This window comes from Nostoc sp., assembly GCF_036917455.1.
Taxonomy (GTDB): domain Bacteria; phylum Cyanobacteriota; class Cyanobacteriia; order Cyanobacteriales; family Nostocaceae; genus Nostoc.
Genome location: NZ_JBALDK010000116.1, coordinates 1 through 22454 on the forward strand (window position 1 = coordinate 1; position 22454 = coordinate 22454).

The following is a 22454-nucleotide window of genomic DNA, read 5'->3' on the forward strand; positions in this document are numbered from 1 at the left end:
TAGAAAATGTGCCTCGGATGCTACAGCTTAGATGTGCTTATCTCAACGGCCAGCTTGCTGCCTGATGTTTTTGCAAAGGTGAGATGCTCCCGTTTCCCTGAGCGTTAGCGATGCAAGAGCGAGCGTCACTGGCGTTGTGTTAACGTCAGCATAACGCATCAAAAACTTTGGAGTCAGGTGCATTACAGCTTACGCATAACACACCCTACATGTATTTCAAAAATCAAATATGAGTGCTATTTATGAGTAAGCGATCGCTCGGTAGATTTACATGTCAAGCAAAGCTAGAAAAACCTAAATTGGGTGGAATATCCTGAATCCGGCCAGGGCCGATCGCTCGTAATGCTTCTTTAAGTAAAATATCCCCAGTGTACAAGGCACGTCCGACAATCACACCAGTCACGCCTTGAGGTTCTAACGCTAACAAACTCAACAAATCGGTGATAGAACTTACCCCGCCAGAGGCAATTATCGGGATGGAAATTACCGATGCAAGTTCTCGCAAAGCTTCTAAATTGGGGCCGATGAGAGTACCATCACGGTGAATATCTGTATAAATGATGGCGGCTGCACCCAATTCTTGCATTTGTACAGCCAGTTGAGTTGCTAAAACTTCCGAAGTTTCTAACCACCCACGAGTAGCAACTTTGCCGTTACGGGCATCAATGCCAATAATAATCTGTTCGGGAAATTCTTCACACAGTTGTTGTACTAGCTGGGGTTGTTCTACAGCAATGGTTCCGAGAATTGCCCACTGTACGCCTAGATTGAATACTTGTTGCACGCTGGTGCGATCGCGCAATCCTCCACCAATTTCAATGGGTACTGACACCGCATGAGCGATCGCTTCAATTGCTGCCAAGTTTACTACTTTACCCGCTTTAGCACCATCTAAATCAACTATATGCAATCTGTTAGAACCTTGATCTACCCACTGTTTGGCAACATCAACAGGGTTTTCGCTAAAAACTTGCGAGCGATCGTAGTCTCCCTGATACAGTCGCACACAGCGACCCTCTAGTAAATCAATCGCTGGAATTACATCCATTTACTTCTTCCTCATAACTCAATACAATCAAAATTTAGCTGTGACGCATTTAAACTGTATATTGACTTGTTTAAAGATCGTCCTTTGCCTTTAGTCTTTGGTAATTTGTGTTTACAAAAGACTAATGACTTTTGATTTTTAATTGCCTTACAGCTTGTCCAAAACCCAGCACCAGCAAGATGTTAGAAAGGGTCAAAAATAGTTCTGCACCACCGTGCAACCAATCGACATTGGCCAAAGACGCACCGTAATGTAATTGGGCGTAAATTCCGGCTGGGATGGTGATGGCAACAAAGACGAGAGTACCGTAAAATCCATATAGCGCTAAACGCGGCATTTGCGGACTGCGGCTGAGAAACCACAAGAAACCCAAATAGGGAAACAGTGAAAGTGCAAACAGGGTTTCTTTAGAAATCATGGCTCTGATTTAATAGGTTTTGGTTCAACAGTGTCAGGAGATTTGGTAGAACGCCAAATTAAAAACGCTGCTGCCCAAAGGGTAAAATTACCAACTAAGGTCATGGTAGCTTGAAGTGTTACCAGCCATTCCAGAGATTCGGCGTTGTCGAAATAATGCCAGGTACAAGCACACATAGCGCTAACTAAAGCTGGTAACATGGCCAGGGATAATCCCCACCAATTACGATTATTAGTGAGTTCGCCGTAAGTCCAGATTAACCAAATGGCGACAATCCACTCAATAACGCTAGAAATATGAATAATCCAGGTGGGAATCGATAGGGCGTGCATAAGAAAGTTAGGAGTTAGGAGGAGAGACGCGGTTAATCGCGTCTGTACAAGAGTTAGGAGTTCTTTCTATCTTCCTTTGTTACGAAGTTTGAAAATAGAATTAATTTGTGAATGAATCTACTATCTGTAGCAATGACAGATATTCTGTATAAAAAAAGTTGTTAATCTAAAATCTAAAATGGTCAAGATGCGGGCGTTATTGTCTGGATATTACGGTAAAGGTAATGGTGGTGACGAGGCTTTGTTGGCGACGCTTTTGCAAATGTTACCATCTCACGTAACACCTGTGGTACTTTCGGGGAATCCAGAGGAAACGCGCGATCGCTATAATGTAGAAACTTGCGATCGCATGGCTCCCTTACCTGTACTGCAAGCTTTACGTTCTTGCGATGCCTTGATTTGGGGCGGTGGGAGTCTAATTCAAGATGTTACCAGTACTATCAGCCCATTTTATTATGGGGGACTGATGGCATTAGCGCAGAAAATGGGTTTGAAAACTGTTGCTTGGGCGCAGGGGATTGGCCCGTTAGTGCGTCCGCAAACTCGTTGGTTAGCGCGGCAAACCTTTGGTAATTGTACCAAAGTTAGTGTCCGCGATCGCGTCAGTGCTGCTTTATTATCTGATTGGCAAATCCCTTGTATTATAGCTCCTGACCCGGTTTGGGCGTTGGAGTCGAAACCAGTACCGGGACTTTGGGATTTCCCTGCGCCGAGAGTTGCGGTAACATTGCGATCGCATCCTCAACTTACAGAAACCCGTCTGGCAAATTTAACTCGTGCTTTGGTTGACTTTCAAAAAGCTACGCAGGCTTTTATTCTATTACTCCCGTTTCAAAAAAGTGAAGATTTAAGTATTGCCGAAGCTATTCAACCACATCTTAAAGATGTCAGCCAGATTTTGTGTCTGGAAGACCCGCAACTTTTAAAAGGTGTGTTTCGCGGTGTGGAAATGGCAATTGGAATGCGCTTACACAGTTTGATTATGGCTGCGGCTGTTGGTTGTCGCTGCTTTGCTCTCAGTTATGACCCCAAAGTAAATCGTCTCATGGAAGATTTGGAAATGCCTGGGTGGGATTTGTCAAGTTTACCCGGCGATCCCAATTTGATTGGTTTGACTTGGATGGAACATTACGCTAATGGCGATCCGTTATCATCAGAGAAAATTCAATCTTTGGTGGATGGTGCTTTACTGCACTGCGAGTTGTTGAGTGAAGCTTTGAGTTAAGTTTTTGTTTATAGATGAACAGCGAATGAAATGACACAGATATCCCAGCCACGACGCACCCGCATTCTCCCAAAATCAAATTTAGCTCCTGAAGAAGTACGCTACCTTCAGGAACACCGCGATGCTCTTGCTATAAAATGTCGTGCTGTTTTCGAGCGCTTACGTCCAACTTTAATCGAAATGCATTACAACTGGCATATTGCCATCGACCCTGAAACAGAATACTACCTCATTGACCCTACACTCTTAGGGATAATGCAAAAAATTCACGATGCTTATGGCAATACTAACGAAGTCAAACTTACCATATTCCGACTCAACGATACAGGAACCTGCGGCAGTTTATGATTGCAGGTTCGTTTGGAGATAATCGCGAACTATTATTTGAAATTCAGCTTGTTGCTGCGAATAATGACAAATTTTCTGTTGAAGCTTTACTTGATACTGGGTTTACAGATGGATGGTTAGCTATCAATACTCAAGACCTAGAAGTATTAGAATGGTCATTGATGACTGCACAAATTGAAATGCGGACAGCACAAGGGGAAGCGCAATTCGATATCTATGAAGGCAAACTCATCATTGACAGAACTGAATTTGTGATTCCCGTTCATGTTGGAGATGACATCCCTGACACTATCATCGGTTCGTTGTGGCTGGACATGATGCAGTTGGTCGTTAACAAACCACAAGAAATATTAACCCTTGAAAGAGTAGAGAGTAATGAGAATATAGACTAGTTACACTATTTATTTGTGAAACTCCGCCAAATTTTCTTTACTTCTTATTTCTTTCTTTGTGCCCTTTGCGTCCTTTGCGGTTCGTTCCTCATATAGTTTGGCGCACCTTCATACAGAACTAGTAAACTGTTGTGTTTTTAATTTGCACATTGAGACAGCAGGGGAGCAGAGGAGCAGAGGAGAGGGTTTACAGGTTTTACCTAAAAGATTATAAGGCAACTTGTAGGCGCGACGGCTTATTAGTCGTTTTCCCACTAACAATCCCTGACCACTGTACTTTTTTCTCTTTTTCGCGGCGATAAGAAAAGAAATGCTCTGGAGTTTGGAAAGTACAGTAAGGGGCGATCGCAATTTGTTCTGCACTAATCCCCATATTTTCCAGTTGTAAGGTATTCACTCGCCGCACATCTAACCTTACCTTTCCTGGATTAGGATCTGCCAGCAAGGGTGAATTTGGTAATTCATGCAATGCTTGAATGATTTTTTGTTCTTCATTCTGTGGTATGATACTAGCCCCGATTTCGGCAGCCACTTGGATAGAGACTTGGTAGACCTCACCAGCGATCGCAGGGCCCATTGCAATGCGTAAATCATCAAGTTTACTGCCTTGAGATTGTAATCGAGCGATCGCTAAAGGCACAATCTTTTTAGCAGTTCCCCGCCAGCCCGCGTGTAATGCTGCCACCTGTCCAGTTTTCACATCCCCAATTAGCACGGGTGTACAATCTGCGCTAGCTACCCAAACGGCTTGTAGAGGCTGTTCGCTGATTAAACCATCTGCTGATGCGAAATCTTCCTCAGCAGAGCTTAAGAAGCTCTCAACTTCTTGAGGGGTGAGAACAGTATTGCCATGAACCTGCTTTAAGCGATAGACTGATGCCTCTGGTTGCAATACTTCTGTGATAACTTGTGGCGATCGCGGCCAAAACTGCTGGGTAAAGAAGCCGTGATGCCAATGTTCCAGAATACTACAAGTTAAAAAAGGCAGTCCTTCCGAATTGTGCCAGTGCCAAGTGTGCATCTTCAACCAAACCTAAAGAGAAATCACTCATCAGCCAATCAATGCTAACTTGAACAACGGAATTTGGGCTAACTGCTGTGGGATTTAATCTGCAAAACTTGGAAGCGGCCTTGAAAGCAGGCCGAAAGTATACATATCTACCATTTTCCCTCCACTTTTTTGAAAGCGTCTCCTCAACAAACCAAACCCTCTGGAACTTACTCAACCAAGGGGCAATTCCTGGAACAGTAGTAATCGCAACTGTACAATCTGCTGGGCGCGGACAATGGGGACGCGAGTGGATTTCTCCAGTTGGGGGATTATATGTTTCCGTGGCGATTTCTTTTGACCAAAAAATAGAGGCTACTGACAGCTACCAGCTAACTTTCGCTACTGCTTGGGGAATTGCGTCTCAATTGCGCCAGCACGGTATAAATATTGGCATAAAATGGCCCAATGATTTAGTTTTAAGTGGTCGCAAACTAGGCGGCATTTTGACAGAAACCAAAGTAAACAAAGGACAAATCACTCAAGCAGTAATTGGTGTTGGTATTAACTGGACAAATCCAGTACCCGAAACTGGAATCAATCTGGAATCGTGGCAAGCTTTGCAAGATTTCAGACCAATTTCTTGTCTGGAAATGCTCACCTCTACCGTCTTGCTGGGAATAGAATCCGGTATGGAGTGCCTTTTCCAAGAAGGAGTAAGCATACTCTTGTCTCGCTATCTAGATTTGCTTACAAACATGGGTGATCGGGTGTATGTCAATAATCTTTCAGGTACAGTAGTTGGAGTGACTCCTCAAGGAAATTTACGAGTTGATTTAGAAACACATGATACAAAGGAACTAATTACACCGGAAATTTATATTCAACCCGGTACAATCAGTTTGGGGTACCATAAATCTTCCGTTTAAATTTGAGGTTTGTTCAAAATTTCGCTCTTTGGGCAAGACAAACCACTAGCATCATCTCTTTAGGCTAATTACACACAACTGAGAGAACAAATGACGCAGCGCAATAATTCTGCCCCTCATCGTTTGCATTACTTATGGCAGCAAGGTCTGACAAAAAAACGTTTTGCCTCAACGCTACCAGCTCAGAGCCTCTGCTGGCTGAGTAGCGTTAGCCTCCTTAGCGGCGGCTTTGTGTTTGCCCAAACGGAAACACAAGTAGATAATATCGTTCCCACTGTTGAAACTTCCAAGCCTTCAGCAGTTACAAATTCAGTTAAAAAACAGGCTGTTATACCGGAAGCGGTTCAAGCGCAACCGGAATTTTCCCAACGGCGAGCCAGACTCAAACAGAGATTGCGTCAGCCAGAGGTTGCTCAATCAAAAGAACCAGTTAGGCAGTCTACGCCCAAAATCGAAGCTGCTGAACCTGTTGTGATTATTAGACAGGCCAAACCCAAGGTAGAAGCCTCCCAGGTTACACCTGTAAGGGTGAGACAAGAAAAACCTAATACTCCCACCCGCTCTTTACCTGAAAAACTTCCAGAAGTTGCTCAACCATCAAATAACTCTAACAGCCCTGTCAGTGCAACTACAGGGAAAACCAAGGATTATAATAACGCTTATATTGATCCTAATAGTTATGACAGTGGTACCACAGGTACTTATCAAGCACCAAATTCCGTAATTCTCACAGAACGCTCCAGTGGTTGCCGAGCCATTTTACCGTCAGGGCAAAGCGTGTTAGGCGGCGTTTGCGCCAAAGCACCCCAAAGGAGTGTAGCTGATTCTAATGGTAAAGTAGCACCTACTTGGCTGAGAAGAAGTCAAAACGCCCAATTACCACCAGTAGTTCCACCCGTCCAACAAGTTGCAACTACTGGCAACACCAGTCGGTGGCGTGCTGTTCAAAATACTTCCGGTGGTGACACTAAGAGCGCATTTCGCCCGAATCGGTTTATTCTGAGTCCCAGTGAGTTCAGCCCCACAACCGTGAGTGCAACTCCCATCGCACCGAGTGGTGGTACCTTACCCCCACCAATGGCAGATGGTAACATTGCACCCCGTCCCAGCAACATAGCTTATGATTTTTCACTAGCATCAGTATTGCCGCAAATCCCCTATACAGGGAGAGTTGCCTATAGTGGTACGGGAATGATGTATCCATTGTCTATTCCTGCTCCCATTACCTCGTTGTTTGGTTGGCGAATTCATCCAATCACAGGTACTCAACGCTTCCACGCTGGTACAGACTTAGGTGCGCCTACGGGAACACCAGTTTTAGCTGCTGCTGCTGGTCAAGTAGAAACTGCTAACTGGGTTGGTGGTTATGGTTTAACCGTTATCCTGAATCACAAATCTGCTGAACAAACTCTCTACGGTCACATGTCAGAAATCCTTGTTCAACCTGGTCAGTGGGTACAACCTGGAACTGTCATTGGTCTAGTTGGTAGCACCGGAAATTCCACAGGGCCTCACCTGCACTTTGAAGTCCGCCACCTTACACCAAACGGGTGGGTTGCTACTGACCCAGGTGTGGAATTACAAAGTGCCCTCAGCCAGTTAGTGCGAGGCTTGCAAACCGCTCAGGTCAGCAAGGAACCAGGTAGCTGAGGTTAGCGACTGGCGACTGGGGACTGGGAGATGAGAGGCAAAGGACAGGAAAAGAATAACGATGCCCAATTCCCATATTCCCAACCCCATATTCCCAATCCGCAATCCCCAATTACAAATACCCGTGTTCTGCCAAGAATGCGGGTGTAATGCCATCTAAACTATTGTCATCATGGACTTTGATGTGTGGGTTGCCAGAATAAAGGAATTTTTCGACGTATTTGCCGAGAATATCCCCTTCTAGATTCACCAAGCTTCCAGAAACCAAATAACGAAGATTGGTCTCGGCATAAGTGAGGGGAATTACCGCCACCTTGAATTGGGAGAGTTCTGGCTCATAAGTGGCTACTGTGAGGCTGATGCCATTGACGGCTATGCTACCTTTGGGGACAATATACCGGGCGATCGCATCAGATGCAATAAAGGTCATTTCCCAAGAACTAGCCGTTTGTTCTGCCACTAGCAATCGACCAATGCCGTCTACATGACCCATCACAAAATGACCGCCAACCTTGCGGCCTACTTTTAGCGACGTTTCTAAATTGACATATCTTTGTTGGGTTTGTTCGCCTCCCAGCGTCGTTCGGCGTAGCGTTTCTGGTGAAGCCGTGGCGATAAACCCGTCTTTTAAAACTTTTTCTACTGTCAGGCAAACACCATCGACAGCAACACTATCACCATAAGCTAAATCTTGCATAATTACTTCACCCGACTGGCTGACACAAGTAATTTGCCAAGAATCGCCCCCCAAGGGTTCCATCGTTCCTAATGCCTGGATTAATCCTGTAAACACGGCTTTTTTGTCAAACTAACTCTATTTATTGCCTAATTTTGCCGGAAGTCAATTGGTAATTGTCACAGAAATTTAGAACATCCAAGTATATTTTCTGACTTTTTTTCGTATGGGAATATTAACACATTAGCATCCTTCACGAGGCATACTTGGGTAAGAAGGTTATTGTCTAAGAAGACCAATTTGACTTACTCTGGTTTTCACCACAAGTTCGGAGTTTAATAGAAGCAATTATAGAGAACGAATGCTTATGTTTATTACTGTCACCAAGCCGCCGAAAAAGGTGTACTATTTGTTACACAACATCCAAGACTCTCAAAGCATTGTAGAGGCTTAGGCAATGATTGAAATGAAAGTTGCTGGCATCGCATTAGATGCCATAACCCGCAGCCCGATCGTCCTTTTGAAAGATTCTTCAGATCGGCGGGCTTTGCCAATTTACATCGGTCAGGAACAGGCTAGGGCAATTATGGGTGCGCTGGAGAATCAGAAGCCTCCCAGACCCTTAACCCACGACCTGATTGTGAATCTTCTAGAGACTTGGAATATGACTCTAGAAAAGGTGATCATTCATTCCCTACAAAAAGACACATTTTATGCAGCTTTAATTGTCCAGCAAGGCGAAGTCAAAAAAGAAATTGACGCGCGTCCTAGCGATGCGATCGCCATTGCCCTCCGTACAAATACCCCCATTTGGGTAATGGAAGAAGTAATTGCTGATGCTTCTATCCCTGTTGACCGCGATGCAGATGAAGCCGAACAGCAAGCCTTCCGTGAATTTATTTCCAATCTCCGTCCCGAAGATTTGATCAAGCGCTTTGGTAATGGCGACAGCTAAAAGAGTTATGAGTTAGGAGTTATGAATTACTTACTTCAACTCCTAACTCCTAACTTCTAACTCCTAACTCTTTGTTCAAGATGCAATACCGACGCTTTGGAAAAACGGATCTGTACCTCTCGGTTTTTTCCTTGGGAACAATGCGCTACCTGGCTTCTTTTGAAAATGCCCACCAGACCATCCAACAAGCCTTAGCGTTAGGAATTAATCATCTAGAAACCGCTAGAGGTTACGGCAAAAGCGAGGAGTTTCTTGGTAGGATGCTAAAAGCTGGGTTGTCAACACCCCGAACGAAGTTTTATATCACTACCAAAATTCCAGCCACAGCAGATGCTGACACCATGCGTCGGTGCATCAACGAATCCCTAGAACGATTACAACTAGATTATTTAGATTGTTTAGGTATTCATGGCTTGAACACTTGGCAACATTTGGAATGGGTGCAAGCCAAAAATGGCTGTATGCAGGCTGTAGACGAAGCTGTTGCTGATGGACGAGTCCGACATGTTGGTTTTTCCAGCCACGGGTCATTAGAGTTAATTCAAGCAGCAATCAACACAGATTTTTTTGAATTTGTCTATCTGCATTATTACTATTTTTTTCAACGGCACGCACCAGCGATTCAACTAGCAGCCGAAAAGGATATGGGCATTTTCATCATCTCCCCTGCTGACAAGGGAGGACTTCTTTACACGCCATCCCAAACTCTAAAAGACCTGTGCTATCCGTATTCACCCTTAGAGACAAGCCAGCGTTTTTTACTTTCTGATGACCGTATTACTACTTTGAGTATCGGGCCAGCTAACCCAGATGAATTAAGGGAACCTTTGCGAATTGCTGATAATGATGGAGAGTTAACATCAGCAGAAATATCTGCTTTCCAAAGATTAGAAAATCAGCAAAAAGTTGCTTTAAAAACTGATAAATGTAGTCAGTGTTATGCCTGTTTGCCCTGTCCAGAAAATATCAATATTCCAGAGGTATTGCGGTTACGAAACCTTGCAATAGCATACGATATGAAAGATTATGGACAGTATCGTTACGGTATGTTTGAAAATGCTGGTCACTGGTTCCCTGGCATGAAAGGCAACCGATGTACAGAATGCGGTGATTGTTTACCTCGGTGTCCAGAAAAGTTAGATATTCCAGCTTTGTTGGAAGATACTCACGAAAGATTAAATGGAAAAGTAGGTAGGAGATTGTGGGGTTGACACTCTCCGGTCTAAAGACTTACTGTGTACACACAAGTCGGAAAACCTCATCCACATTGGCTTGAATTTGGTAGAGTGCGTTATGAAAATTAGTCCTAATGCACCGAAAATTTGAGATGGTGCGTTAGTAGGATGTTGACTTTGTAGAAAAATTGCGCCCTCTGTAGCTATATGTATAACGACTTATAACTGTGCCCATCACCGGCCACAGATAACCTTTGAATTCCAACAGATACCTTCTCGACGGTCAGTGTGCATGGGCGTTGTTAGACTGCGATCGCACTTAAAGTCCACAATCCTGGTGCGTTCCCTGGAATTTATCATTGCAGTAATTAGAAGTTGTCGTGGGTAACTCACCCTACAAGATCGACGATTGCACTAAATTTTCAAGTATTTTTACTACAATCAACCCTGACTAAACCACGGGCTTTGGTGGGGTTGTCCTTGTCCATTGGCGAAGATGGAGCTCCCTTCCGTTGCACTCTGCCCTCGATCATATCTTCATCGACCTTTGTTTGCATAATCTCAAAGCTCTTGAGCAGCCAGTAGAAGGAGAATGCCCAGATGCCTATCCACTCCAACCACAAGACTGTGTAATCTGTCTTTGTAAGAAGACACACTAATAAACCAAGCAGGAGCGAGAGCGGCATAACCCACCTAGCATAGGAAAAGATGTTTCTCCAAAACGTCTGTTTCTTTGGATCTTCTATGACATCAACGCTATCCATCGCTGTGAAGATGCTGGCCGAGATCAGCATCAGGAAGAAAATAAAAGCTGCTATGAAATGGAGCCTAATATCCTGCCCCCACAACTTAATCTCAAGGTTCAGTAATTTACTACCGACGAAAACCTCGTTTCCGCACTTTGACAGCATCTGCTCTTCGGGCCACCCCATCGGGAAGAAGGCAACACAAGCAAGACTTATGCCGGAAACGTTGAGCAACCAGTCTTCCAATTTGCCGAAACCCTTGTAGATAACCAGGCAAAGGCTGAGCGCGACAAGAATACCCACAAAGAGATTTCGGTAGACTCCAGCAAACGCTGTACACATGGTCTCGGCATTAACTCCGGCATGATAATAAGCGCTAAGGGAGTGCTGCATTTCTAGCGGAGATGAAAGCCAAAATAACTTGACAAGCCCACCGACGACGAGCAGCAATGGAAATATAAGGCTAAGAATACCCATAGACCAGCGGAGCATAGAGTAAGAGCTTAGGATATGCTTATCCAGTTGTGGGGGATCAGTGATTTGTTTGACGATTTTTTTGACAGTTTGTTTTTTTACCATAAATTCTTAAAAGACCTCATAATTCTGGATGTGTACCAGGAAATTACTTTATGCCCGTCATTTCAGGAGGATCTTGATAATCCTCAGTGCATCTTTGCTTGATTGAACTATCTACAACATTTGTCTAAGTAGGTAGGCACAATTAAACCGAACTGTGTAAACTAACCACGATGATTTACACCCATGTACTTAATAGGGGTGGTAAAGCTGTTCGTAGTCCGCTTGATTAGAACTACTGGCAGTATATATTTTGCATGAATTTTGAACACCTAAAATGGTAAAAAGTTAACACCCTAGTGCGTTAGCCTACGGAATAACAACTAGTTTTTAGGTTTCAACTTCGGGGTTTTCAGCCAACATTCTGATAAAAATGTAAAATTTATAAAGATTAAATAGAGTTAGGAAGATCCGCCCAAGCTGGTGTATCTCGCGGCAATAAAGATGAAGATTAAAAAAAAAGAAATATCCTCCGGCAATCGCTGACGGTTTTCCGCTACAGTGGACGGGCTGTAAGCTTGGTATGGACTACTAGTAGATCGCTTACTATTCTCCTGGCAAGTTTAACAATAGTTGCTGGTCTTTTACCGGCGGCGATATCTTACATCAGTAAGTTAATTGTTGATGCAGTGGTATTTGCATCTCAAGTTAATTCACAAAACAATGGTTTTGTCAATATTTATCCGTCTCTATTTTATGTAGGATTAGAAGCGATCGCTGTAATTTTACTAGCAGGCGGTCAACGAGGAATTATCATTTGTCAATCGTTATTGCGGGCGCTAATGGGTCAGCGAGTGAATGTACTCATCTTAGAAAAGGCGCTGACACTGGATCTTAGGCAGTTTGAAGACTCAGAATTTTATGACAAGTTGACCAATGCCCGACGAGAAGCATCAGTTCGTCCCCTTTCCTTAGTAAATCGCACCTTTGGGTTAGTACAAAGTGCCCTTTCCCTGATTACCTACGGGATTTTGCTAGTAAATTTCTCAGTTTGGGCGGTGGTGGTACTGGTTTTGGCAGCTATGCCTGTATTTATTGCAGAAACTAAGTTTGCTGGAGAAGGCTTTCGCTTGTTTAGTTGGCGTGCGCCAGAAACTCGTCAACAAAACTACTTAGAAAATCTGCTAGCAAGAGAAGATTTTGTCACAGAAGTCAAACTCTACCAGTTGGGAGAAATGCTGCTAGGGCGTTACCGCAACCTGTTCGATCAACTCTATGGCGAAGACCGCGATTTGACTCTGCGGCGAGGATTTTGGGGCTATCTCCTAGGTTTAGTTAGTACTGCTGCTTTTTACCTAGCTTATGCTTGGATTGTGCTGGAAACAGTGCGAGGTAAGATTTCCTTGGGAGATATGACAATGTATCTCACCGTTTTTCGCCAAGGACAATCTACTTTTTCCAATGCCCTCACATCTATTGGAGGGATGTATGAAGATAACCTATATTTATCAAATCTCTACGATTTCCTCGAAGAGGAAGTACCAAAGTCTTGGGGTAACGCAACCATTGGTTTAAATCCTCAAGAGGGTATTCGTTTTGAGAACGTATCATTTACTTATCCAGGAAGTTCTAAGCCAGCGTTGACAAACATTTCGCTGCATTTGAAACCCAGAGAGAAGCTGGCAATTGTCGGTGAAAACGGTTCTGGTAAGACAACCTTAATTAAACTACTTACCCGACTATACACCCCCGACTCTGGGCGAATTTTCTTAGATGGCTTGGACTTGCAGGAATGGGATGTGGATGTGCTGCGCCGTCGCATTGGTGTGATTTTTCAAAACTTTGTCCGCTACCAGTTCACTGTGGGGGAGAATATTGGTGTGGGTGATGTAGAACATCTCGAAAATAAAACCTATTGGCAAACTGCTGCTGAAAAAGGCATGGCCCAATCTTTTATTGACCAATTACCCCAAAGTTTCCAGACTCAGCTTGGTCGTTGGTTTAAAGGAGGACAAGAACTTTCTGGGGGACAGTGGCAGAAAATTGCCTTGTCTCGTGCTTTTATGCGATCGCAAGCAGATATCTTGGTGTTAGATGAACCAACATCAGCAATCGATGCTCAAGCTGAGTTTGAGATTTTCAATCATTTTCGCGCTATTACTCAAAATCAAATGGTACTTTTGATTTCCCATCGCTTCTCAACAGTACGGATGGCGGACAAAATTCTAGTAATAGAAAACGGGGAAGTTATAGAAAAAGGAACTCACGAAGAACTGTTACAGATAGGAGGACGTTATGCCAAATTATTTATGTTGCAAGCTGCCGGTTATCAATAGGAAATAGGGCTAGAAGGTACTTTTGAATTGAGATAGCGATCGCTCATCTTGTCAAAGCACCTAGCCCCTCATCTAAGTACGTTAGACTGTTCGATATAAATTGCTGAAATCCCTTGAGTGCAGTTGTTATTTAATAAAATTATGCAAGTTACACAACAACGATACTACGTCTCCATCTTTTCCAGCAATGCTAACTGGTTCATCAGGTATCAATGGGTGATTCCAGAAGGTATGACTACCCTTTGCAGGACGATAGACAAATGCGACCTTTAACAAAATTGCTTTTAACTCTCTAATTTTCTTGGGCATCTACCTTAAATTTAAATCGCCATACTGATTATTGTCTACTAAACTGAGGAAGCGATCGCTTCATTTATCTCATTTGGCAAAGGCGATCGCTATTCCCTATGCAGCGAGTACAGGTTGAACAATTACTTAAACCCCTATTTTAAAGGTTAAGTTAATTTGCTCAGGACAGTGATTTAAGAATTAAGTTAATCAAACTCTCTAACTATCGTTGCCATCGGCAGAAATAGTGAGAGTTCATTTTCTTGAAAAGGAATAAACTCATACTTGAGATAAAATTCCTTTGCTTGCAAATCGATAGCATCAACTCTCACCGCGTATATACCAATTTCTTGAGAAGCACGAACAGCACGATAGAGAGCATCAGCTAACAATTCACCTCCCAAACCTTGTCCTTTAATCGAGTTATCTACAGCTAATCTCCCAATCAGCATTGCTGGAATCGGATAGGCAGGCATTCCACGATGATAAGATTCCGGTAAGGATTCATATTCAATAACGCTGGCACTGACAGTATAATAGCCATCAATCTTCAAGCTTCCTGATGCTGGAATTGCTACAAATGTTTTAGCAATTCCTTTATTATGATTTTGCCGTGCATATTTCTTAAGATAATCATTCAAAATTGCATAACCGCAATCAAAAGAATCTCTTTGATGCTTGTTATCTATTGGTACAAAATTCCATCTTGCCTCGCTATCAATTGTCATACTTCTGTCTATATTTGTGAATAGCAGATTTGAGTTTTCCCTTCAGTTCTGGCGGATTTTCCATTACTGACATAAACAAATCTCTATCAAAATTTGACAGCACAAGCCTTTCATTTGCATCTATATCTTGCTTGGCGACTGGTAAAACATGAAAAAGTGTATAAGCACTCAAAGAAATTCCTTTGAGACTTGCAGCCCGTTCTAATAGTTCTTTTTGCTCTTGGGTAACTCGTAAATCGATACGGCAATCTTTTGCAGATGATGTTTCTGACATGGCTAATTTCCACCTTTAGCTGAGTCTCTATCTACAGCATAGCTAATCTTAGTGGACAATGTACACACAATATTTTGAACCAGGATCATTTTTTCATCGCCTCTAGGTGAATTAAAACACTAGCGTGGCGATCGCAATGCTTGCGGCAAAACGCACCATCCCTCAATAACTTCGATAAAATCACTATGGTGCTAGTTAACCTTCCCTAAATTTGATGAAAAGCGATATCTCCGATGGGCTACGCCTACGCCCTTTTTCCCAACTCTCCCTTCAACGTCCTGAACTACTCGCGCCGGCAGGTAATTGGGACTGTGCTAAAGCTGCTGTGGAAAATGGGGCAGATGCGATTTACTTCGGTTTGGATCGGTTTAACGCCAGAATGCGGGCGGAAAATTTTACTGAGGCAGACTTACCCCAATTGATGACATTTCTGCACCGTCGCGGCGTAAAGGGTTATGTCACTGTCAACACACTGATATTTACCAAAGAACTAGCAGAAGCGCAGCAATATCTCCGCACAATTATTGCCGCAGGTGTGGATGCAGTGATTGTCCAAGATGTAGGAATTTGTCGTCTCATCCGTCACCTCTCGCCCGATTTCCCCATCCATGCTTCCACCCAAATGACCATCACCAGTGCGGCTGGAGTGGAATTTGCCAAATCCCTCGGCTGTCAATTGGTAGTGCTGGCGCGTGAATGTTCTCTTCAGGAAATCAATAAAATTCAGCAGCAGATTGCCCTACAAGAAACTTCGCTACCCTTGGAAGTATTTGTTCACGGTGCTTTGTGCGTAGCGTATTCCGGTCAGTGTTTGACTAGCGAGGCTTTAGGCGGACGTTCTGCTAACCGAGGCGAATGTGCCCAAGCTTGCCGGATGCCCTACGATTTAATTGCTGATGGGGAAATTGTGAATTTAAAAGATCGCAAATATTTACTCAGTCCTCAAGACTTAGCAGGGTTAGATGTTTTGCCCGATTTGGTGAAATCAGGAGTGACTTGTCTCAAGATTGAAGGTCGCCTGAAAGCCCCAGAGTATGTTGCTAATGTCACCCGTGTTTATCGGCAAGCTTTGGATAGTGTGATGACGGAATTGGAAAGACCTCTCTTCCCTAGCGAGGAAGGGGGAAAAAAAGCTCCCGTTTCGGAGAAGGTGAGAGGTCAAACAGACCAAGAACACTACGACTTAGAAATGGCATTTTCTCGCGGACTCTATACGGGTTGGTTTGGCGGGATTAATAATCAGGAACTAGTTCACGCCCGCTTTGGTAAAAAACGTGGGGTTTATTTGGGTGAAGTTAGCCGTATTCACAACGAACAGGTAACAGTCAAACTGGAAGCGCCTGTAAAACCAGGAGATGGAATAGTATTTGACTGCGGTCATCCAGAAGCGAAGGAAGAAGGCGGACGGATCTATGCTGTGGTGTGCAAGGGTAAAGAAGCCATCTTGTCCTTTGGGCGAAATGACTTGAATCTGCGGCGAGTGCATATAGGCGATCGCATTTGGAAAACCAATGATCCAGAATTAGATAAGCAACTACGTCAAAGTTTTGCTGGCGAGAATCCCCAATTTCAGCGTCCGATTGATGTAGAGGTTTATGGAGAAGTTGGTCAGGCGTTAATTGCGATCGCCCGCGATCGACTCGGTAATATTGTGCAGGTAGAGTCTGCAATTTCTCTGGTGGAGGCGCACACCAAACCCTTAGATACAGACCGTTTACAAGAACAATTCGGTCGTCTCGGTAACACACCTTTCGTTTTGGAAAAACTAACCAACCACCTTAGCACTTCCCTTATGCTGCCCGTCAGCGAGTTAAATCGGATGCGGCGGGAAATTGTTGTGCAGTTGGAAGAATTGCGAAGTCAACCCAAACGCTGGCAGTTACGTTCTGATGTCTCTTTCCAAGACTTACTCCCTTCCTCATCTACTTCATCCCCCTTATCTCCTTCACTCATCGTCTTAGTACGAAACCTCAAGCAACTCCAAGCCGCCCTCAGAGCCGGAGTTGAAACACTGTACTGTGAATTTGAAGACCCCCGCGCCTACCGAGAAGCGGTGCAAATGGTACGCCAACAACAGCAAAAAAACAAAGCAGAAAAATCTTCACTCCCCACAATCTGGGTTGCACCACCCCGAATTACTAAACCGGGGGAAAACTGGATTTTGCAGCAGGTACGCGCCTGTGAAGCAGATGGCTATCTGGTGCGGAACTATGACCAATTGCAATTCTTTGCTCAAGACCGTTGTGTTGGAGATTTTTCGCTCAACGTTGCTAATCCCTTAACAGCAGACTACTTTCAGCAACGCTTTGGGTTAGAACGGCTGACGGCATCTTATGACCTGAATATTACCCAACTGCAAGACCTGCTTACCAGTTGTTCACCCCAGTGGTTTGAGGTTACAATCCATCAACATATACCGATGTTTCACATGGAACATTGTGTTTTTTGCGCCTTTTTATCGACAGGTACAGACCATACCAACTGTGGGCGACCTTGTGAAAAGCAGGAAGTAAAATTAAAAGACCGTGTAGGTAGCGAACACGTGCTCAAGGCAGATGTAGGCTGTCGAAATACTGTATTTAATGGCACTGCTCAAACTGGAGCAGAGTACGTACAGCGTCTCATAGAACTGGGATTACGTCACTTTCGCATTGAGTTTGTGAATGAAAGTCCAGATCAAGTGACTAAAATAATACATCGCTATCGTCAATTATTGCAGGGTGAAATTACAGGTTCCCAACTCTGGCGTGAGTTGAAATTGCAAAATCAATTGGGCGTAACTCGTGGGCCGATGGGAGTGTCAGTACTTAAGTGATCGCTGTTACACTTACCACTGCTGGGCAGCTTGTCTAACTATTTCCAGAAACCTCTGTACTGTTAAAGATGTCTCGTTTTTTCGCCAAATCATTGCAATACTAACTTTTGGGGTAGGTTCTTCTACATTTTTATAAACTACCCCGATCCGTTGGAGGTTTTGCAAAGATGCTGGCACGATCGCAACACCCATCTCGGCTGCTACTAGGCTGACAATCGTTTGCATCTGGATAGCTTCTTGAGCAACCTTGGGACTAAAGCCTGCTTGCTGGCAAACACTAATGATTAAGTCGTAAAGTCCTGGTGCTAATATCCTGGGAAATAAAATAAACAGTTCATTGGCAAGGGATGCCAAACACACATTAGATTGACTCGCTAGCAAATGTGCTTCAGGTAGTGCCACCATCAGCGATTCTTGAAAAATTGTTTCGCAACTAAATCTATTTTCTTCAACAGGTGGACGCAGGAATCCTACATCCATTCGACCTTCTCGTAACCACTCTAACTGTTGATCTGTAGTCAGTTCATGCAACTCGATGCTCACACTAGGAACGTAACTACGAAAAGTTCGCAAAATAGTAGGCAGAATATTATACGCCGCAGAACTCACAAAGCCGACCACCAACTGTCCAATTTCGCCCCGACTAGTTTGCTGCCCAACTTGGATTGCCTGTTGTAATTGCTTCATAATTTGCTGAACTTCACGCAAAAACACTTGCCCCGCTTCTGTTAACTGCACATTTCGTTTCGTGCGGTGAAACAGTTCAAAACCCAATTCCTTCTCTAGCTGTCGAATTTGTTGGCTTAGGGGAGGTTGGGCAATGTGCAATCGTTCCGCCGCTCGTCCAAAGTGCAATTCCTCTGCCAAGGTGACAAAGTAGCGCAAGTGTCGTAATTCCATCTATATAAGACCTCAACTCATATCTTTAAAATATTAGTTAAGGTGAAAATATATATTGGACATAATTAAAAATCTTTTTTATTGTGATGATCGGGCGGTCATCAATCGGCAAATCAACACACTGTAATTTCACTACTTATGAATAATCTTTCAATAGCTAAAAATTATTGGGACGCTACTCTTTACGAAGATAAACACGCTTTTGTCTGGCAGTATGGCGAGGACTTACTAAAATTCCTCAATCCTCAGCCAGGAGAATCCATTTTGGATCTTGGCTGTGGTACTGGACAACTCACAGAAAAAATTGCCCAAGCCGGGGCTGAAGTAATGGGAGTTGATTATGCATCCGCGATGATAGAAAAGGCAAGACAAAACTATCCTCATATCCGCTTTGATGTTGCTGATGCTAGTAACTTTCAAGTAGATAAACCATTGGATGCTGTGTTTTCTAACGCTGTATTGCATTGGGTGAAACAAGCAGATAGCGCGATCGCTTCCATCCATCAATCCCTAAAACCAGGGGGACGTTTTGTGGCAGAATTTGGGGGTAAGGGAAATGTTCAGGCGATCGCCACAGCTTTGGAAAGCGCCTTAGAAGCAATTAATATCCCTGCACAAGCCTTAAATCCTTGGTATTTCCCTAGTATTGGCGAGTACGCCAGCCTACTGGAACAGCAAGGCTTTGATGTCATTCATGCCATGCTTTTTGCTCGTCCAACTCCTTTAGCAGAAGAAGCAGGTATGGCAAACTGGATTCAGATGTTCGCTAGTCCTTTTTTAGCAGGACTTTCTGATGAGCAACAAATACAAGTAATTCGCGTCGTAGAGGAATATCTCAAGCCGACGCTGTATCAACAAGGAGTTTGGACAGCAGACTATCGAAGAATTCGCATCGTTGCCATTAAACTTTAAATAGTGCGAATTTTTACTAGTACTTAATTACGAATTAGTATCAGCTATGCATACATCTAAATTATTGTGCGATCGCCCTTGGCGTTGGCGCAGCTATCGCCAAACATCGTTTTCATTACTACTAACCATTAGCCTTACAAGCATACTAGTCCCGCCCTCACTAGCGCAACCCCGCACAATACCCTCGCCTTCTAGTGCGCCTCTAGAACTAGACTTATTGAGCAAGCCAAAAGATTATGTCATCACAGCTAACACCATAAACCCAACGCGATTAACCGTTCCCAGTTTATGGTGGGCACAACAAAACTCTGAGAAAAAGTTATTGGATAATTGGATAGCATATCCAGCTTCTGACAAAGAACCTGCACGAGTAGACTTGATTGTTAATCAGCAAATTTGGAGTTTACTAGAATATGTAGAGCGCTATGATTTTGTAAATCGCTTGGGTAGCGCTGCACGGAACTTTGGTTACAATGTCCGAGTATTTAATTATCAAAAAGAACCCTTGGCAACCTACACTTGTAACTTTAATACAAGTCCAGCTTTATGCAGCATCCAAACGACTGTTAAGAACAAGATAGGGTTACAGCGTTTACTCTAGGAAATAGTTAGGAGTTAGGAATTCAAGGAGATGAGGGAGATGGAAAAATTTCAATTCCCAATCCCCAATCCCCAATTAAACCTTAATTTTGGCGAACAAAGACTCGTACTGTTTTATTGCTGATGGCGACAAGGGAAGCAAAAATTCACTCTTATCAAAAACTTCGCGATCGCTCTTTAACAGGCTCCACAATGGTTCTTGGATATCGGAAGCGTCAATATTTGTAGCAATTGGCGAATTAGTTTTGGTTAGCACCGAAATTTGTTTAGCTGTATTTGGTTGCCAACAAAAATCAATCCACCGATCTGAGAAACTACTCTTAGTAATACCTGCGGGACGTACCCACAAATCTGCCCAGATTGCTGTTCCTGACTTGGGTATAACTGCGCCAAGTTGCGGATAACGTCCCAGAACTTGCAGTACATCGCTTGACCAACCAACTGCTAGCCAAGTATCTTCCATAATTAAAGGTTCTAAGTAGTTATTGGAACTATAGAACTTCACCTGTTGGTTTAATGTCTTTAATTCCTTTTCCAAGTCTAGTACTTGGTCAAGATTTTCTGTATTGTAAGATTTTCCTAGCTTCTTTAAGACCAGACCAATAACTTCTCGTGGTTGATTTAGTAGGGAAATGCGCTGCTGCATTCCATCTCGCCACAAATCACTCCAATCTTTGGGTGTCCAACCCAACTCTCGCAACTTATCACGGTTATAAACAATTACCGTGCTACCCCACCGATAAGGCGCACCCCACACCTTCCCTTGAGTATCCAAGTTACCTTGGTCGTTGCGCGTTACTAATTTTTTCCAATTTTCATCTAAAGTAGGCCACTGCTTTAATTCGTTTCCCTGTAACTCTTGGAGCGGTTGAATCAGTTTCTGCTCAATAGCTGCTTTTAGCCAGTAATCTCCCAATGTCACTAGGTCTGCATCAGCCGTTTTTTGACCTTGCCTAAAAGGTATAAAGCGACTCCATCCCTGCTCATCGGTAGCTTTTGGTTTTTGCTGCCAATTTTGTAATTGCTGAAATAAATCCTCTATCTGCTCAACTAGGGCGAATTTTAACTGCACCTGTTGTTGCACGTTGTGGAACTGATTCACCACCTGACCAGGTATAGAACCTTTTAATAACTGTACTTTTAGTTGCGTCTGGTTGTTTCCACCACAGCCAAAAAGCAGTTGTGAAAGCGCCAGTGTACTTGTACTTAGTAAAAAAGACCGTCGATCCATTGATTTTGGATTTGAGAGTTTTGATTATACCTAATATTAAGCAGAGATTCACCAGAGCCTGACTAGGTGAAAAACTGTGGTTGGAAAATTATCGGTATTTTTTCTTGGGAATGCTGATAAATTTAAATATTTGACTCAAATTAGCGAATTTTGCAGCAAATTAGTACCTAAAGATTGATTTTATGCCATAAATTTCCTTACTGGTACTGATAGTAGAACTTTACTTATATTTAGAAATAATAATTTAAATGTCATATTTCCAGCAAAAATTATCAATACTTAAATAATTCATAAGTAAAGTTAAGATTTGGAGTAAATTGAATAACATAGAGAAAATGTACGGATAAAGGTATTAAATGGAGCTATTACAGCAGCAGATTCTGACTTTAAGCAAAAAGCTGGATGCCCTGTGCCAAGTAATTGAGCAGCTTGATGGTAGGGTAGCTCAAGCTTTCTCAGAGTGTTCTCTAGCGAATACACAAGCAAAGGATAATCATCATGAAAATGGCGCGGCTGGAAGCTACCAGTTCAGACGTACCAATTTAAATCCAGAAATGGAACATAAGGATGTATTAACAGATGGTATTTATCTAGACATGCATCGTCAAAGTGGAGATAACATAACACCAGAAATTCAAATACAACGACTGACAGCACAATTAACAGCAGCATACAATCGCATTGCTGCCTTGGAAGAACAATTACTCAGAGAGAGAATTCATTAAATTTAACCTTAGTTAAACGAATCAAAAAAATGCCTAGAGGTAGTGAAGGCAAGTCTTTAGGTTCAGTTTTTAGTGATGGCTTCGTGGGTATACATAGTAAAGTGCTGTTAGCGGTAGCAGGGCGTTTAGCCCGATATGAATATAAACCTAGTTGCTTTATTGCTCTGAGCAATCAACCTGTCCTGACCTATGCGACTAGGGCTATATTAAGTATAATCAACTAATCCAGCTATCAAAGTGATAAAAA

23 protein-coding genes are annotated in these 22454 nt (G+C 43.2%); 13 read left to right on the plus strand and 10 right to left on the minus strand.

The genetic code is table 11. The features are described 5' to 3' along the window. Positions 1-274: 274 nt before the first annotated feature. From hisA to V7K42_RS12485, 3 genes are all read right to left on the minus strand, one after another. Positions 275-1048, minus strand: a complete 774-nt coding sequence (hisA, locus tag V7K42_RS12475) for a 1-(5-phosphoribosyl)-5-[(5-phosphoribosylamino)methylideneamino]imidazole-4-carboxamide isomerase (RefSeq protein WP_334888411.1) — start codon at positions 1046-1048, stop codon at positions 275-277. 121 nt (positions 1049-1169) lie between these two features. Further along, entirely contained in the window at positions 1170-1466 is a 297-nt protein-coding gene (locus tag V7K42_RS12480; protein WP_334916566.1) for a DUF3593 domain-containing protein, read from the minus strand. Beyond that, complete coding sequence (locus V7K42_RS12485) at positions 1463-1798, minus strand: DUF2499 domain-containing protein (RefSeq protein WP_334916568.1); 336 nt, start codon at positions 1796-1798, stop codon at positions 1463-1465. The genes V7K42_RS12480 and V7K42_RS12485 overlap by 4 nt, the downstream gene beginning before the upstream one ends. 187 nt (positions 1799-1985) lie before the next feature. Here V7K42_RS12485 and csaB point away from each other — a divergent pair, with 187 nt between their 5' ends. From csaB to V7K42_RS12500, 3 genes are read left to right on the plus strand one after another with little or no spacing between them, the layout of a single operon-like run. Beyond that, positions 1986-3023 (plus strand): polysaccharide pyruvyl transferase CsaB, encoded by a 1038-nt coding sequence (gene csaB, locus V7K42_RS12490; protein ID WP_334916629.1) that lies wholly within the window; start codon positions 1986-1988, stop codon positions 3021-3023. A gap of 30 nt (positions 3024-3053) precedes the next feature. Continuing rightward, a complete protein-coding gene (locus V7K42_RS12495; protein ID WP_334916570.1) occupies positions 3054-3371 on the plus strand; it encodes a hypothetical protein in 318 nt (105 codons plus the stop codon). Further along, a complete protein-coding gene (locus V7K42_RS12500; protein WP_334916572.1) occupies positions 3368-3763 on the plus strand; it encodes an aspartyl protease in 396 nt (131 codons plus the stop codon). Before V7K42_RS12495 ends, V7K42_RS12500 begins: the two co-directional genes overlap by 4 nt. A gap of 208 nt (positions 3764-3971) precedes the next feature. On the opposite strand, the gene pgeF is transcribed toward V7K42_RS12500, so the two are convergent. Then, on the minus strand, positions 3972-4784 hold the full coding sequence (gene pgeF / locus V7K42_RS12505; protein WP_334916574.1) for a peptidoglycan editing factor PgeF: 813 nt from the start codon (positions 4782-4784) through the stop codon (positions 3972-3974). 77 nt (positions 4785-4861) lie between these two features. Between pgeF and V7K42_RS12510 the strand changes: the two genes are divergently transcribed. Together V7K42_RS12510 and V7K42_RS12515 are read left to right on the plus strand one after the other, a co-directional pair. Further along, positions 4862-5680 (plus strand): biotin--[acetyl-CoA-carboxylase] ligase, encoded by an 819-nt coding sequence (locus V7K42_RS12510; RefSeq protein WP_334916576.1) that lies wholly within the window; start codon positions 4862-4864, stop codon positions 5678-5680. Between the two features lie 90 nt (positions 5681-5770). After that, positions 5771-7330, plus strand: coding sequence for a M23 family metallopeptidase (locus V7K42_RS12515; protein ID WP_334916577.1), 1560 nt, complete (start codon positions 5771-5773; stop codon positions 7328-7330). Positions 7331-7442: 112 nt separating this feature from the next. On the opposite strand, the gene V7K42_RS12520 is transcribed toward V7K42_RS12515, so the two are convergent. Next, positions 7443-8123: a riboflavin synthase gene (locus V7K42_RS12520; protein WP_334916579.1), complete on the minus strand. Its 681-nt coding sequence runs from the start codon at positions 8121-8123 to the stop codon at positions 7443-7445. Positions 8124-8463: 340 nt separating this feature from the next. Between V7K42_RS12520 and V7K42_RS12525 the strand changes: the two genes are divergently transcribed. Together V7K42_RS12525 and V7K42_RS12530 are read left to right on the plus strand one after the other, a co-directional pair. Further along, positions 8464-8961 carry a bifunctional nuclease family protein gene (locus V7K42_RS12525; protein WP_012406891.1) on the plus strand — a complete coding sequence of 166 codons (498 nt, stop codon included), beginning with the start codon at positions 8464-8466 and terminating at the stop codon, positions 8959-8961. 80 nt (positions 8962-9041) lie between these two features. Continuing rightward, positions 9042-10172 (plus strand): aldo/keto reductase, encoded by a 1131-nt coding sequence (locus V7K42_RS12530; protein WP_334916581.1) that lies wholly within the window; start codon positions 9042-9044, stop codon positions 10170-10172. A gap of 386 nt (positions 10173-10558) precedes the next feature. On the opposite strand, the gene V7K42_RS12535 is transcribed toward V7K42_RS12530, so the two are convergent. Then, entirely contained in the window at positions 10559-11461 is a 903-nt protein-coding gene (locus V7K42_RS12535; protein ID WP_334916583.1) for a hypothetical protein, read from the minus strand. A gap of 464 nt (positions 11462-11925) precedes the next feature. Here V7K42_RS12535 and V7K42_RS12540 point away from each other — a divergent pair, with 464 nt between their 5' ends. After that, entirely contained in the window at positions 11926-13734 is a 1809-nt protein-coding gene (locus tag V7K42_RS12540) for an ABC transporter ATP-binding protein (RefSeq protein ID WP_334916631.1), read from the plus strand. A gap of 494 nt (positions 13735-14228) precedes the next feature. Here the strand turns inward: V7K42_RS12540 and V7K42_RS12550 are convergent, their stop codons facing one another. Together V7K42_RS12550 and V7K42_RS12555 are read right to left on the minus strand one after the other, a co-directional pair. Then, entirely contained in the window at positions 14229-14750 is a 522-nt protein-coding gene (locus V7K42_RS12550) for a GNAT family N-acetyltransferase (protein WP_334916587.1), read from the minus strand. Next, the gene (locus tag V7K42_RS12555; RefSeq protein ID WP_334916589.1) at positions 14740-15024 is read right to left on the minus strand and encodes a type II toxin-antitoxin system TacA family antitoxin; all 285 of its coding nucleotides are present in this window, start codon (positions 15022-15024) and stop codon (positions 14740-14742) included. Before V7K42_RS12555 ends, V7K42_RS12550 begins: the two co-directional genes overlap by 11 nt. A gap of 214 nt (positions 15025-15238) precedes the next feature. On the opposite strand from V7K42_RS12555, the gene V7K42_RS12560 reads away from it, so the two are divergent. Further along, on the plus strand, positions 15239-17839 hold the full coding sequence (locus V7K42_RS12560) for a U32 family peptidase (protein WP_334916591.1): 2601 nt from the start codon (positions 15239-15241) through the stop codon (positions 17837-17839). Positions 17840-17851: 12 nt separating this feature from the next. Here V7K42_RS12560 and V7K42_RS12565 read toward each other — a convergent pair whose 3' ends face one another. Beyond that, the gene (locus V7K42_RS12565; RefSeq protein ID WP_334916593.1) at positions 17852-18739 is read right to left on the minus strand and encodes a LysR family transcriptional regulator; all 888 of its coding nucleotides are present in this window, start codon (positions 18737-18739) and stop codon (positions 17852-17854) included. A 138-nt stretch (positions 18740-18877) separates the two neighbouring features. Here V7K42_RS12565 and V7K42_RS12570 point away from each other — a divergent pair, with 138 nt between their 5' ends. After that, on the plus strand, positions 18878-19651 hold the full coding sequence (locus tag V7K42_RS12570) for a methyltransferase domain-containing protein (protein ID WP_334916595.1): 774 nt from the start codon (positions 18878-18880) through the stop codon (positions 19649-19651). 46 nt (positions 19652-19697) lie between these two features. Next, the gene (locus V7K42_RS12575) at positions 19698-20252 is read left to right on the plus strand and encodes a hypothetical protein (RefSeq protein ID WP_334916596.1); all 555 of its coding nucleotides are present in this window, start codon (positions 19698-19700) and stop codon (positions 20250-20252) included. A gap of 75 nt (positions 20253-20327) precedes the next feature. Here V7K42_RS12575 and V7K42_RS12580 read toward each other — a convergent pair whose 3' ends face one another. Next, complete coding sequence (locus V7K42_RS12580) at positions 20328-21482, minus strand: extracellular solute-binding protein (RefSeq protein WP_334916598.1); 1155 nt, start codon at positions 21480-21482, stop codon at positions 20328-20330. A gap of 356 nt (positions 21483-21838) precedes the next feature. On the opposite strand from V7K42_RS12580, the gene V7K42_RS12585 reads away from it, so the two are divergent. Further along, on the plus strand, positions 21839-22207 hold the full coding sequence (locus V7K42_RS12585; protein WP_334916600.1) for a hypothetical protein: 369 nt from the start codon (positions 21839-21841) through the stop codon (positions 22205-22207). 29 nt (positions 22208-22236) lie between these two features. Further along, a complete protein-coding gene (locus tag V7K42_RS12590) occupies positions 22237-22431 on the plus strand; it encodes a hypothetical protein (protein ID WP_334916602.1) in 195 nt (64 codons plus the stop codon). Positions 22432-22454 lie beyond the last annotated feature (23 nt).

Bases quoted from the DNA above. Each gene is read 5' to 3' on its own strand.
- V7K42_RS12555 (WP_334916589.1), bottom strand. From the start codon at position 15,024: ATGTCAGAAACATCATCTGCAAAAGATTGCCGTATCGATTTACGAGTT.
- V7K42_RS12515 (WP_334916577.1), top strand. From the start codon at position 5,771: ATGACGCAGCGCAATAATTCTGCCCCTCATCGTTTGCATTACTTATGG.
- V7K42_RS12565 (WP_334916593.1), bottom strand. From the start codon at position 18,739: ATGGAATTACGACACTTGCGCTACTTTGTCACCTTGGCAGAGGAATTG.
- V7K42_RS12530 (WP_334916581.1), top strand. From the start codon at position 9,042: ATGCAATACCGACGCTTTGGAAAAACGGATCTGTACCTCTCGGTTTTT.
- V7K42_RS12575 (WP_334916596.1), top strand. From the start codon at position 19,698: ATGCATACATCTAAATTATTGTGCGATCGCCCTTGGCGTTGGCGCAGC.
- V7K42_RS12590 (WP_334916602.1), top strand. From the start codon at position 22,237: ATGCCTAGAGGTAGTGAAGGCAAGTCTTTAGGTTCAGTTTTTAGTGAT.
- hisA (WP_334888411.1), bottom strand. From the start codon at position 1,048: ATGGATGTAATTCCAGCGATTGATTTACTAGAGGGTCGCTGTGTGCGA.
- V7K42_RS12560 (WP_334916591.1), top strand. From the start codon at position 15,239: ATGAAAAGCGATATCTCCGATGGGCTACGCCTACGCCCTTTTTCCCAA.
- V7K42_RS12535 (WP_334916583.1), bottom strand. From the start codon at position 11,461: ATGGTAAAAAAACAAACTGTCAAAAAAATCGTCAAACAAATCACTGAT.
- V7K42_RS12525 (WP_012406891.1), top strand. From the start codon at position 8,464: ATGATTGAAATGAAAGTTGCTGGCATCGCATTAGATGCCATAACCCGC.
- V7K42_RS12570 (WP_334916595.1), top strand. From the start codon at position 18,878: ATGAATAATCTTTCAATAGCTAAAAATTATTGGGACGCTACTCTTTAC.
- V7K42_RS12480 (WP_334916566.1), bottom strand. From the start codon at position 1,466: ATGATTTCTAAAGAAACCCTGTTTGCACTTTCACTGTTTCCCTATTTG.
- V7K42_RS12500 (WP_334916572.1), top strand. From the start codon at position 3,368: ATGATTGCAGGTTCGTTTGGAGATAATCGCGAACTATTATTTGAAATT.
- V7K42_RS12580 (WP_334916598.1), bottom strand. From the start codon at position 21,482: ATGGATCGACGGTCTTTTTTACTAAGTACAAGTACACTGGCGCTTTCA.
- V7K42_RS12495 (WP_334916570.1), top strand. From the start codon at position 3,054: ATGACACAGATATCCCAGCCACGACGCACCCGCATTCTCCCAAAATCA.
- csaB (WP_334916629.1), top strand. From the start codon at position 1,986: ATGCGGGCGTTATTGTCTGGATATTACGGTAAAGGTAATGGTGGTGAC.
- V7K42_RS12550 (WP_334916587.1), bottom strand. From the start codon at position 14,750: ATGACAATTGATAGCGAGGCAAGATGGAATTTTGTACCAATAGATAAC.
- V7K42_RS12585 (WP_334916600.1), top strand. From the start codon at position 21,839: ATGGAGCTATTACAGCAGCAGATTCTGACTTTAAGCAAAAAGCTGGAT.
- V7K42_RS12485 (WP_334916568.1), bottom strand. From the start codon at position 1,798: ATGCACGCCCTATCGATTCCCACCTGGATTATTCATATTTCTAGCGTT.
- pgeF (WP_334916574.1), bottom strand. From the start codon at position 4,784: ATGCACACTTGGCACTGGCACAATTCGGAAGGACTGCCTTTTTTAACT.